The organism is Campylobacter concisus (assembly GCF_002092845.1).
Lineage (GTDB): Bacteria > Campylobacterota > Campylobacteria > Campylobacterales > Campylobacteraceae > Campylobacter_A > Campylobacter_A concisus_AQ.
Window position 1 is genome coordinate 37,466 of sequence record NZ_LVXF01000023.1, and the last position, 12,031, is coordinate 49,496.

Genomic DNA, 12,031 nt, shown 5'->3' on the forward strand with positions numbered 1-12,031 from the left:
TAAAAGCTTTGTTTAGAGCCATTTTAAAAACAGCGATCTCAAGCCTTGAGTTGCTGTTTTTTATCTCATTTTTTCTATTTTTGCTCATATATTTTTTGCCAGGCAATGTCACTGATGCGATGTTTTTGCGAAGTGAGGCGGTGAGCGTGGCTATAAAAGAGCAAATTTTAGAAAATTTGGGGCTAAAAGATGGCTTTTTTGTGCAGTATTTTAGGTGGCTAGCTCACTTTGTCACGGGGGACTTTGGCACTAGCTTTGTAAGCGGGGCAAGCGTTTTTTTGCTTATTAAAGAGAGACTTTTAAACTCGCTTATCTTATTTTTTGCTTCGTTTTTTTTGATAGTTTTTTTATCATTTTTTTTGGGGCTTTTAAGCGCCATTTATAAGAATAAATTTGCCGACATCTTTATAAATTTTAGCTCCTTTTTGCTAGCTTCACTGCCGCATTTTTACGTAGCACTCGTGCTAATAGCTATCTTTAGCGTCTATCTAAACGTGCTGCCAAGCTCTGGCGCAAACGAGCTAGGATCTAGCGGGGTGGGAGCTAAATTTATCATCTTGCCAACGCTTGCTATCATCTTGCCACACCTTGGCGCAAACGTGAAATTTGTAAGAGACACGCTAAATCAAAGCCTAAACGCTGACTTTATCCAGACGGCTCACGCTAGAGGTTTGGGGCGCGGCAAAATTTATCTCTTTGCCATAAAGCACGCAAGCACCGATATAGTCTATTATTTTGCTACACTTGTGGCTGGCGTTTTTGCCGGCTCATACGTCATTGAGAGCATTTTTTCATTTCCAGGTATAGGCAAGCTTAGCCTTGATGCGGTCATCGCTAAAGACTATCCAGTCGCACTTGCGACCATTTTGCTAACGGCTGTTTTTGTCGTTTTTGCAAATTTACTGGCTAAAATTTTTGCCATCTTGGCAGATAAGAGAAATTTATGAGAAAAGTCATATTTTTCTTAGCCTGTTTTGTCTTTTTGTTGCTTGTTGCATTTGCCTTTGTGACGCCATTTTTTTCTAAATTTGAGCCAAATTTCACTGACTTTATGGCGGTAAATTTAGCCCCAAGTAGCGAACACATCTTTGGCACTGATATCCTTGGTAGAGACAATCTCATAAGAGTAGCCTACGCGCTTAAAAACTCGCTTCTTATCTTGCTTTTAGCTGGCTTTTTAACGACGCTTTTCTCGCTCATCTACGCATATTTTGGCACGAGCAAGAGTAGAGTTTGCGAGAGCCTTTTTGATAAGGGGCTTGATGCCTTTTTAAGTATCCCAAACATCGTTTTTATCATGCTTTTTAGCTCATTTAGTAGCGGAGATCTGCTAATAACCTCTTTTATCATCGCCATTTGCTCCTTTATGCAAGGCGCAAAAGTCTTTATGCAAAATTTAAGGCTTAGTAAAAAGTGCGACTACGCCGAGCAAGCCGTGATAAATGGAGCTAGTAAATTTAGTCTTATCTGCTTTGAAATTTTGCCAAATTTAAAGCATTTAATAATTAGCATCTTTGGCATAAACGCGATAAACGCAGTCGTCATGGAGGCCACACTTGGCTTTTTTGGCGTTGGTAGTGACGCAAATAAAATAAGCCTTGGCATCATGCTAAATGAGAGCAAAGAGGCGCTTTTTCTGGGCTCTTGGTGGATGGTGCTTTTCCCTGGCGTGACGCTCTTTTTGCTCATCCTTGCAACCTCGATCATCACGTCAAATTCAAAAAATGGCAATATAAAAATATGATAGAGATTAAAAATTTAAACGTTTCTTATAAGGATAAGAAGCTTTTGAGAGAGCTTGATTTTGACATGAGCGAGGGTAAATTTATAGGTATCACGGGTGCAAGTGGCAGTGGCAAATCGCTCTTTGCAAAGAGCTTAATAAGGCTTTTTGATGATAAATTTAGAGTGAGAGCGGATAAATTTAGCATTTATAAAAAAGATATCTTAAAACTTAGCCAAAATGAGCTAAAAGAGCACCGAAAAAAGGTCGCTGCGCTCATCTTTCAAAACTCCGTTGCCAGCCTTCATCCGCTCTTAAACGTGGGCGATCACTTTAACGCATATCTTGGCGGCGATAATAAAACAAATAAAGAGCTTGCATTTGCTTATTTTAGGGAGTTTGGGCTGGGTAATGCAAATCTCATCTGGCACAAATACTCATACGAGCTAAGTGGCGGTGAGGCGAGCCGCGTGCAGATAGCTCTGGCACTTTGCCTAAAACCAAAAATTTTGATCTGCGACGAGATAACAAGCGGGCTTGATAGCATTAGTGGTAGCCACGTGGCGGGCATCTTAGAAAGTTTAAAGGGCAAGATGAGCGTCATTTTTATCTCGCACGATGAGGCGCTGACAAGCTATCTTAGTGATGAAATTTGGCAGATGAGAGATGGGCGGCTAAATTTAAAGGAAAATGCGTGAAAATCAGGCTTGAAAATGTATCAAAAAGTTTAAGTTTTAAGGAGCATTTTAACGCTAGAGCTGAAGTTTTGCACCTTTTAGAGGGGATAAATTACGAGCTTGATGATGGCGAAAATTTAGCCATTTTGGGTCAAAGTGGCAGTGGCAAAAGCACGCTTGCAAAGCTCATATCATTTAGCGAGCCAAAAAGTGGGGGCAAAATTTATATAAATAATGAAGAGATCACGGACAAAAATGAGCTCAAAAAAGATATCAGATATATCTTGCAAAACCAAAAACAAGCCCTAAATCCAGCACTAAAAGTAAAAACCGCCATCGCTCATGTGAGGTCATATCTTAAGCTTAGCTTTAGTGAAAATGAGCTCAAAGAGCTTTTAGCGAATTTAAATTTAAAAGATGAAATTTTAGAAAAATATCCATCTCAGCTAAGTGGCGGCGAGGCGACAAGGGTCGGGATACTGCTAGCGCTTCTTTCAAAACCAAAAATCCTAATCTGCGACGAGATAACAAGCGGACTCGACAACGAGACGAAGCAAAAGATCATAAATTTGCTTTTAAGCTTAGATGAAAAGATTAGCATTATCTTTATCACGCACGATATTTTAAGTGCGATGAAGATAGCACAAAAGGTGCTAATCATCGAATCTGGCAAGCAAATGGCGTGGGGTAAATTTGATGATCTTGCAAGCCAAAATGTCCTTAAAAAATACCTTGACGCAGCTAAATTTTATGATGATAAACTTTGATATAATGCAAGCAAAAAAGGTCAAATTTGCTAGTTCATATCTGCTGCTCTGTCGATAGCCACTACTTTTTACAGCGCCTACGAAAAGATCATCCAAATGAGCGAATAGTAGGCTATTTTTATGATCCAAACATACATCCGTATAGTGAGTTTTTGCTGCGTTTTGAGGACGTGAAGCGAAGCTGCGAGAAGCTAGGCATCAAGCTAATATGTGGCGAGTATGACTACGAAGCTTGGCTTGGTGGCACAAAGGGGCTTGAAGATGAGCCAGAAAAGGGCAAAAGGTGCGAATACTGCTTTGATTTTCGTATGAAAGACTCAGCTAAAAAAGCGCTTGAGCTAGGACTTAGTAAGATCACGACAACGCTTTTGATGAGCCCAAAAAAGGACTTTTCTCAGCTCAAAAAGGCGCTTGATGAGGCGGTGGCTGGCTCAAATTTAGAAGCCGTTGCGGTTGATTATAGAAAAAATGGCGGCACGAGCGAGCAGTTTATCCTCGCTAAAAAAGACAAACTCTATCACCAAAATTATTGCGGCTGCGTCTTTGCGCTAAAAAAGCAGCGCGACTCGCAAAATTTGCCCCAAAGTGAGCTAATGAGCGAGCTACACGCAAGGGCACTTTATAACAGCATTGAGGCTAGACTTGAGCTTTATAAAAAGGTGCGTGAGTGCGAGGCGAGAGGTGAGAAATTTCACCTTTTTAGAAGGCGATTTTTAAACTACAGGCTTTTACGTGCTAGTGTGAAATTTCAAAACGCTGTGATACCAAGCTACTTTGTGCTCTACTCTGGCTTTAAAAGAGAAAATTTGAAGCTAAATGTAGAAAATTCCTGCGAAATGGACGATGAGCTAAAAGAGGGCGTGGTTTTTATGAGATTAAGTCGATTTAATAAATTTACAAACAGCAAATTTAAAAGCATTGATGAGCTTTGCAAAAGGCCGCTTGAGCTTGATGATGAGCTAAAATTTCGCCGTGATATAAGTGGGGAGTTTTCACAAAATCCTATCATCATCTTAGACGAGGTCAAAAAAGGTAGCTACGAAATTTACGCAAAGGCTGTTTTTTACAACGATAGCGAAGAAATTTTGGTTTTAGACTAAAAGGTAAGTTTATAAAATTTATCTTAAAGCAGTGAATTAAATTTTTGCCACATAAGGCGAAATTTAGAGATTTTTAAAAGAGGCTAATAATTTTTTTCTTAGTATAAATTTGTTACAATCGCCACAAATTTACATTACTAAGGCTAAAACGTGATAGACGTCGTAGAAATTCAAAAAATTCTCCCACATAGATTCCCATTTTTACTTATAGATAGAGTTGTCGAGCTAGAGCCTGCAAAAAACATCGTCGCTTATAAAAATGTAACCATTGGCGAGCCGATATTTCAGGGGCACTTCCCAGGCCACCCGATCTATCCTGGCGTGATGATCATTGAAGGCATGGCGCAAGCTGGTGGCGTGCTAGCGTTTAAGAGTATGAGCGACGAACATCAAGCTGGCATCGAAAATAAAGTGGTCTATTTTATGAGCATTGATGGAGCGAAATTTCGCCATCCAGTCCGTCCTGGAGATAGGCTAGAGTATAGATTAAATGTATTAAAACATAAAGGCAATATCTGGGTGCTTGAGGGCAAAGCATACGTCGATGATGTGCTATGCGCCGAGGCTGAACTAAAAGCGATGATAGTCGATAAATAGGCTTTTGCTTAAAAAAGAGAGACAATGAAAAATATCCACCAAACAGCAGTTATAGAAGATGGAGCGATCATTGGAGATGACGCAAATATCGAGGCTTACGCATTTGTAAGTAAAGATGCGGTCCTTGGCAATAACGTCACGATAAAGCAAGGCGCAAGGGTGCTTGGCAAGACTAAAATCGGCGATAACTCTCGTGTATTTAGCTATGCGATCGTGGGCGATATCCCGCAAGATATCAGCTATAAAGATGAGATCGATACTGGCGTCATCATCGGAGAACACGCAACTATACGTGAGTTTTGCACGATAAACTCAGGCACGCACAAGGGCGATGGTATAACAAGGATCGGTGATAATGCCTTTATCATGGCATATTCTCACATCGCGCATGACTGCATAATAGGCAGCAACGTCATTTTGGCAAATAACGCAACCCTGGCAGGTCACGTTGAGCTTGGCGACTATGCTGTTGTGGGCGGTCTTACGCCAATTCATCAGTTTGTTAGAGTGGGTGAGAGCTGCATGATCGCAGGGGCTAGTGCGCTAAGCCAAGATGTAGTGCCATTTTGCCTAGCTGAGGGCAACAGAGCTTATATAAGAAGCTTAAATTTGGTTGGCATTAGGCGTAGATTTGATAAAGAGCAAGTTGAGGAGCTAGTTCGCGCTTATAAATTTTTGTTTAATCAAGGCATTAGCCTAAAAGATCAAGCAAACGAGCTGATCGCAAAAACCAGCGATGAAAATGTTAAAAAAATGTGTAAATTTATATTAGAAACGACAAGAGGAATTCCGCTTGCAAAAGGAAGAGATTAATGGCTAGAAAGTGTAATTTTTGTGGAGAGGCAGAGTCTGCTGAGAGAAGATTACTCGCTGATATCGAAGGAAATGCCTATATATGTGAGTATTGTATAGCAGCCGCATACGATATGATACATGGAGATACTAGCGTAGAAGAGAGTAAAAATGACGAAACGATAGAGTATCAAAAGCTCACACCAAAGGAGCTAAAAGCGGTACTTGATAACTATGTGATCGGTCAAGACAGGGCTAAAAAGGTCTTTAGTGTCGGCGTATATAACCACTATAAGAGAATTTTTAAACAAAGCGACATTAAAGACGATACTGAAATTTCAAAATCAAACATCTTACTTGTTGGCCCAACTGGAAGCGGAAAGACGTTGATGGCTCAGACTTTAGCGAGATTTCTTGATGTGCCTATCGCAATTTGTGACGCCACAAGCCTAACTGAGGCTGGATATGTCGGTGAGGATGTTGAAAATATCCTAACAAGGCTCTTGCAAGCTGCAAATGGCGATGTTAAAAAGGCGGAGCAGGGCATTGTCTTTGTAGATGAGATCGATAAGATCGCTAGAATGAGTGAAAATAGAAGCATCACAAGAGACGTTTCAGGCGAAGGCGTACAGCAAGCGCTTTTAAAGATCATCGAAGGAAGCGTCGTGAACATCCCACCAAAAGGTGGCAGAAAGCATCCAAACCAAGACTTCATCCAGATAGATACGACAAATATTTTATTTGTTTGTGGCGGTGCATTTGACGGACTTCTTGATATTATCGAGAGAAGAGTTGGTAAAAACGTACTTGGATTTAATCAAGAAAAACGTGGCAAAAACGAAAAAGAAAATTTACTAAGCCTACTTGAGCCAGACGATCTTGTAAGATATGGCCTCATTCCAGAGCTCATTGGCAGACTTCACGTGGTGGCTACTTTAAATGAGATAACAAAAGAAGATATGGTTAAAATTTTAACCGAGCCAAAAAATGCGATATTAAAACAATACCAAAAGCTTTGTGCGATTGACGGTGCTACACTTAAATTTGATGATGAAGCACTTGAAGAGATAGCAAGTCTAGCTATCGAGAGAAAGACTGGAGCCAGGGGGCTTAGAAGTATAATGGAAGAGCTTATGACAGACATAATGTATGAGTTGCCAGAGCTAAAAGAATATGATATTGTTATCTCAAAAGAGACTGTAAAAGATAAGGCAAAGCCAATTTTAATAAAGCACGATAAGAAAATAGCGTAAAGGAAATAGATGTTTTTAGATCAGGTTATAGGTTTTTTCTCAAGTGATATGGGTATAGATCTCGGTACGGCAAATACACTTGTTTTGGTAAAAGATAAAGGCATAATAATAAATGAACCTTCTGTTGTTGCAGTAAGGCGTGAAAAATATGGCAAACAAAAAATTTTAGCGGTCGGACATGCTGCAAAAGAGATGGTAGGAAAAACTCCAGGCGATATTGAGGCGATAAGACCGATGAGAGATGGCGTTATTGCGGATTTTGATATGACTGAGCGTATGATACGCTATTTTATAGAAAAGACTCACAAAAGAAAAAGCTTTTTACGCCCAAGGATCATCATCTCAGTTCCTTATGGACTTACTCAGGTCGAAAGAAAAGCTGTTAGAGAAAGTGCTTTAAGTGCTGGAGCAAGAGAAGTATTTTTGATCGAAGAGCCTATGGCAGCAGCGATTGGCGCAAATTTACCAGTTCGTGAGCCACAAGGTAACCTAGTAGTTGATATCGGTGGCGGTACGACTGAGATAGGCGTTGTCTCGCTTGGTGGTCTAGTTATTTCAAAATCAATCCGCACAGCTGGCGATAAGATCGATATTAGTATTGTTAATTACATAAAAGAGAAATATAACCTACTAATAGGCGAGCGAACTGGCGAGGAGATAAAGATCGCCGTAGGTTCTGCTGTACAGCTTGAAAAAGAGTTAAGCGTAGTAGTAAAAGGTCGCGACCAGGTAAGTGGTCTTTTGAGTAGAGTCGAGCTAACAAGCGAAGATGTAAGAGAGGCGATGAGAGAACCACTAAAAGAGATCGCAGATGCGCTTAAAACTGTGCTTGAGATGATGCCACCTGATCTTGCTGGCGATATCGTGGAGACTGGTATCGTACTAACTGGCGGCGGAGCGCTTATTAGAGGACTTGATAAATTTTTATCTGATATCGTTAAACTTCCAGTTTTTGTAGCAGATGAGCCACTCCTTGCGGTTGCTAGAGGAACGGGCAAGGCACTTGAAGAGATTGGGCTTTTACAACAGCTGACAAATGAAGAGTAAGATTGTTCTTTTTGTTTTTATAGCATTGCTTGCTATGGCCTCAGTTTTCAAGGGAGAAATTTTAAGTAATCTTTCTATTGGGTTTAGTAACTATGCTACAAATTCATACGACAATTTTGCTAAAAGTGTGAAAGACTATATAAACGAATATTTTAGGCAGGCTAGCGAGATAGAAAAACTAAGAGCGCAAAATGAAGAGCTAGAGCGCTCAGCCACACTTCTTTCTACTTTTGCAAACGAGCTAAATCAAATTTTAAAAGATAAAAACTCGACTGCCTACGCCCCAGCCGTGAAGCTAGTAAAAGGGCTTAGCTACGTTCATATCGGGGATTATAATAAAATTTGGATAAGCGAGTTTGAAGGATACGATCCAAATAAAATTTACGGGCTTATCTATCAAGGAAATAGCGCTGGCATCGTCATCGCAAAAGATGGCAAGCCACTAGCTTACTTGCAAAATGACCCAAAAAGTATATTTGCAGTTTATATAGGAAATGACAAAATTCCAGGCATCGTGCATGGAAATCAAGGCCAAATAATGGTGAAATTTATCCCACAATGGCTCAGCCCAAAAGAGGGTGACGAGGTCTTTACAAGCGGGCTTGACGGGATATTTTTTAGTGGGGTGCCAGTAGGGCGCGTGAGTAAAATTTTAAAAGAGAGCTCCTATCAAAGCGTGATAGTTGAGCCCTATGCGAAGCTAAACATACCAAACTACCTATACGTTGTAACAAAGGAAAAATGATGCCAAAAAGAACAGATATAAATACCATTTTGCTAATCGGCTCAGGCCCTATCGTCATCGGTCAAGCCTGCGAATTTGACTACTCAGGCACGCAAGCAGCCAAGACGCTAAAAGAGCTTGGATACCGCGTAGTGCTTATCAACTCAAACCCAGCCACCATCATGACTGACCCAAATTTCGCTGATGCAACGTATATAGAGCCGATCACAAAAGATAGCATTTTAAAGATCATCGAAAAAGAAAATATTGATGCCATCTTGCCAACGATGGGCGGACAAGTAGCGCTAAATGCCGCTATGGAGGTCTTTGAGAGCGGTCTTTTAAAGGATGTGAAATTTCTTGGTGCAAACCCAGAAGCGATAAAAAAGGGTGAAGATAGACAAATTTTTAAAGCGACCATGCAAAAGATCGGCATGGATCTGCCTGAGAGTAGATATGCTTATAACATGGATGACGCGCTAAATGCGGCAAATGAGATAGGCTTTCCGCTCATCATAAGAGCTAGCTACACGCTTGGTGGCGCAGGAAGTGGCGTGGCTTATAATATGGATGAGTTTAAAGAGTTAGCCAACACCGGCCTTGACGCAAGCCCGATACATGAAATTTTGATAGAAGAGAGCTTGCTTGGCTGGAAAGAGTATGAGATGGAGGTCATCAGAGATAGAAATGACAACTGCATTATCGTCTGCTCGATCGAAAATTTTGATCCAATGGGCGTGCATACAGGCGATAGCATCACGGTTGCACCAGCACTAACACTCACAGATAAAGAGTATCAGGCTATGCGTGACGCTAGCTTTGCCATACTTCGCGAGATTGGCGTTGATACTGGTGGCAGCAATGTGCAGTTTGCCATAGATCCAAAAACGGGCCGCATGATCGTTATCGAGATGAATCCACGCGTTAGCCGAAGCTCAGCGCTAGCAAGTAAGGCTACTGGCTATCCGATCGCAAAGGTCGCGACACTGCTCGCAGTTGGTTTTAGCCTAGATGAGATCAAAAACGACATAACTGGCACGCCTGCTAGCTTTGAGCCGGTGATCGACTACATTGTGACAAAAATTCCTCGCTTTACATTTGAGAAATTTCCAGGATCAAACCCGTATTTAGGCACCGCGATGAAGTCAGTTGGCGAGGTCATGGCGATTGGTAGGACATTTAAAGAGAGCATCCAAAAGGCGCTTTGCAGTCTAGAGCGCGATCTTTGCGGATTTAACAGCCTTAGCCTAGAGAAAAATGCCTTGGTTTATGGCATCAGAAATGCAAATGAGAGAAGAATTTTATATCTAGCACAAGCCTTTAGAGATGGATTTAGCGTGGCTGAGGTGCATGAGTTTAGTAAGATCGATCCTTGGTTTTTAGAGCAAATTTATGAGATAGTTAAATTTGAAGATAAGATCGACATGGATATCTTAAACAACGAAGAGCTACTTCGAGAGGCCAAAAGCATGGGTTTTTCAGACAAGATGATAGCCGTGCTTATAAATGAAAAAGACGATCTTGAACTTAGCCAAAATGATATCTATTTTGCTAGACAAAAGCTTGGTATCGAGCTTGAATATAACGAGGTTGATACTTGTGCGGGCGAGTTTAAGGCACTAACGCCATATCTTTACTCAACCACAAATATCACTAAATTTCCTAAAAAAGAGCTAGTAAAAGACGCTAAAAAGGTGATGATAATAGGTGGCGGTCCAAACAGGATCGGTCAGGGTATAGAGTTTGACTACTGCTGCGTGCATGCAAGCTACGCCCTAAGAGACCTTGGCATAAAAACGATAATGTACAACTGCAATCCAGAAACCGTCTCAACCGACTACGACACGAGCGATATTTTGTACTTTGAGCCGATTGATTTTGAGCATGTTAGAGCAGTCATCGAGCGTGAAAAGCCAGACGGTGTGATCGTACATTTTGGCGGCCAAACTCCGCTTAAATTTGCAAAACGCCTAAGCGTGATCGGCGCTAAGATCATCGGAACAACCGCAAGAGTGATCGACGTGGCAGAGGATAGAAAGAAATTTAGCGAATTTATAAATAAAATAGGTGTCCTTCAGCCTAAAAACGACACCGCTACTAGCCTGGAGGAAGCCTTGCAAAAGGCCGCGACTATTGGCTATCCAGTGCTAGTTCGTCCAAGCTACGTCCTTGGCGGCAGAGCAATGAGAAGGGTGCATAACGAGAGCGAGCTAAAAGAGTATATGATTGAAGCGGTCAAAGTTAGCAACCACTCGCCAGTGCTACTTGATAAATTTTTACAAGATGCAAAAGAGCTTGATGTAGATGCGATATGTGACGGCAAAGAGGTCTATATCGGCGCGATAATGGAGCACATCGAGGAGGCTGGAATTCACTCTGGCGACTCGGCTTGCATATTGCCACCGATGAGCTTAAGTGATGAGATGATAAAAAAAGTGGAGAAGCAAACTAGAGATATCGCGCTAAATTTAGGCGTTGTCGGCCTTATGAATATCCAGTTTGCTATCTATGAAAACGAGCTTTATATGATTGAGGTAAATCCTCGCGCAAGCAGAACCGTGCCATTTGTGAGCAAAGCTACTGGCGTGCCTATGGCAAAGGTAGCTACAAGAGTTATGTGGCAGGGAAATTTACGTGAGGCGCTTAAATTTTATGATGATTATAGAGTTGTTTATGAGGACGGCGACATCTTAAAACCTCGCGTTAGCTCGCATATTTGTGTAAAAGAGTGTGTATTACCATTTAACAAGCTAAGTGGCGCCGATCTCATCCTTGGTCCTGAGATGAAGAGTACGGGCGAGGTCATGGGCATAAGCCACGATTTTGCAAGCTCGTTTGCAAAGAGCCAGATCGCTGCTAGCAATACTTTGCCAAGCAAAGGTAGGGTCTTTTTAACGCTAGCTGACGCTGATAAATCTTACGCACCAGACCTTGCAAAAGAGCTAATAGCGCTTGGCTTTAGCATCATCGCAACTGGTGGTACGCATAAAATTTTAAGCGAAGCTGGCGTTGAGGCTGAGTTTGTCTATAAGATAAGCGAGGGCAGACCAAACGTCGAAGATAGGCTAAAAAACGGCGATATCGCACTTGTCATCAACACAAGCGATACAAAATCAAGCGTGGATGATGGCAAAAAGATCCGCCAAAATGTGCTTAGATTTAAAATTCCTTACTTTACAACGATCCGTGCAGCACTCGCTGCTGCTAAGTCGCTAAGCTCGGTACAAACCGGCAAAGCACTTGAGGTAAAAAGCTTGCAGGAGTATCTATCTAAAAAGTAATAAATTTAAGGCAGTTTAGCTTATAGCTAAGCTGTTTTTTAAAGTATTATTAGAAGTAATAGATGTCCAT

At 41.3% G+C, this 12,031-nt stretch carries 11 protein-coding genes; all 11 read left to right on the top strand.

Annotated features, from left to right (window positions below; all coding sequences use genetic code 11):
• Positions 1-8: 8 nt before the first annotated feature.
• Complete coding sequence (locus A3854_RS05245; protein WP_084041617.1) at positions 9-947, top strand: ABC transporter permease; 939 nt, start codon at positions 9-11, stop codon at positions 945-947.
• Positions 944-1,744 carry an ABC transporter permease gene (locus A3854_RS05250; RefSeq protein WP_084041618.1) on the top strand — a complete coding sequence of 267 codons (801 nt, stop codon included), beginning with the start codon at positions 944-946 and terminating at the stop codon, positions 1,742-1,744. Before A3854_RS05245 ends, A3854_RS05250 begins: the two co-directional genes overlap by 4 nt.
• On the top strand, positions 1,741-2,421 hold the full coding sequence (locus A3854_RS05255) for an ATP-binding cassette domain-containing protein (RefSeq protein WP_084041619.1): 681 nt from the start codon (positions 1,741-1,743) through the stop codon (positions 2,419-2,421). Before A3854_RS05250 ends, A3854_RS05255 begins: the two co-directional genes overlap by 4 nt.
• The gene (locus A3854_RS05260) at positions 2,418-3,167 is read left to right on the top strand and encodes an ATP-binding cassette domain-containing protein (RefSeq protein ID WP_084041620.1); all 750 of its coding nucleotides are present in this window, start codon (positions 2,418-2,420) and stop codon (positions 3,165-3,167) included. Before A3854_RS05255 ends, A3854_RS05260 begins: the two co-directional genes overlap by 4 nt.
• Before the next feature lie 26 nt (positions 3,168-3,193).
• Positions 3,194-4,267 carry an epoxyqueuosine reductase QueH gene (locus A3854_RS05265; RefSeq protein WP_084041621.1) on the top strand — a complete coding sequence of 358 codons (1,074 nt, stop codon included), beginning with the start codon at positions 3,194-3,196 and terminating at the stop codon, positions 4,265-4,267.
• A gap of 150 nt (positions 4,268-4,417) precedes the next feature.
• A complete protein-coding gene (fabZ, locus tag A3854_RS05270; RefSeq protein ID WP_004317884.1) occupies positions 4,418-4,864 on the top strand; it encodes a 3-hydroxyacyl-ACP dehydratase FabZ in 447 nt (148 codons plus the stop codon).
• A gap of 24 nt (positions 4,865-4,888) precedes the next feature.
• On the top strand, positions 4,889-5,677 hold the full coding sequence (gene lpxA / locus A3854_RS05275) for an acyl-ACP--UDP-N-acetylglucosamine O-acyltransferase (protein ID WP_084041622.1): 789 nt from the start codon (positions 4,889-4,891) through the stop codon (positions 5,675-5,677).
• A complete protein-coding gene (clpX, locus tag A3854_RS05280; RefSeq protein WP_021090629.1) occupies positions 5,677-6,909 on the top strand; it encodes an ATP-dependent Clp protease ATP-binding subunit ClpX in 1,233 nt (410 codons plus the stop codon). Before lpxA ends, clpX begins: the two co-directional genes overlap by 1 nt.
• 9 nt (positions 6,910-6,918) lie before the next feature.
• Entirely contained in the window at positions 6,919-7,956 is a 1,038-nt protein-coding gene (locus A3854_RS05285) for a rod shape-determining protein (protein ID WP_021090637.1), read from the top strand.
• Entirely contained in the window at positions 7,946-8,701 is a 756-nt protein-coding gene (mreC, locus tag A3854_RS05290; protein ID WP_084041623.1) for a rod shape-determining protein MreC, read from the top strand. The genes A3854_RS05285 and mreC overlap by 11 nt, the downstream gene beginning before the upstream one ends.
• Positions 8,701-11,961 (top strand): carbamoyl-phosphate synthase large subunit, encoded by a 3,261-nt coding sequence (gene carB, locus A3854_RS05295; protein ID WP_084041624.1) that lies wholly within the window; start codon positions 8,701-8,703, stop codon positions 11,959-11,961. Before mreC ends, carB begins: the two co-directional genes overlap by 1 nt.
• Positions 11,962-12,031: the final 70 nt, after the last annotated feature.

Excerpts from the sequence above, each read along its gene's own strand:
- mreC (WP_084041623.1), top strand. The coding sequence starts at position 7,946 with ATGAAGAGTAAGATTGTTCTTTTTGTTTTTATAGCATTGCTTGCTATG.
- lpxA (WP_084041622.1), top strand. The coding sequence starts at position 4,889 with ATGAAAAATATCCACCAAACAGCAGTTATAGAAGATGGAGCGATCATT.
- A3854_RS05255 (WP_084041619.1), top strand. The coding sequence starts at position 1,741 with ATGATAGAGATTAAAAATTTAAACGTTTCTTATAAGGATAAGAAGCTT.
- clpX (WP_021090629.1), top strand. The coding sequence starts at position 5,677 with ATGGCTAGAAAGTGTAATTTTTGTGGAGAGGCAGAGTCTGCTGAGAGA.
- A3854_RS05250 (WP_084041618.1), top strand. The coding sequence starts at position 944 with ATGAGAAAAGTCATATTTTTCTTAGCCTGTTTTGTCTTTTTGTTGCTT.
- A3854_RS05285 (WP_021090637.1), top strand. The coding sequence starts at position 6,919 with ATGTTTTTAGATCAGGTTATAGGTTTTTTCTCAAGTGATATGGGTATA.
- carB (WP_084041624.1), top strand. The coding sequence starts at position 8,701 with ATGCCAAAAAGAACAGATATAAATACCATTTTGCTAATCGGCTCAGGC.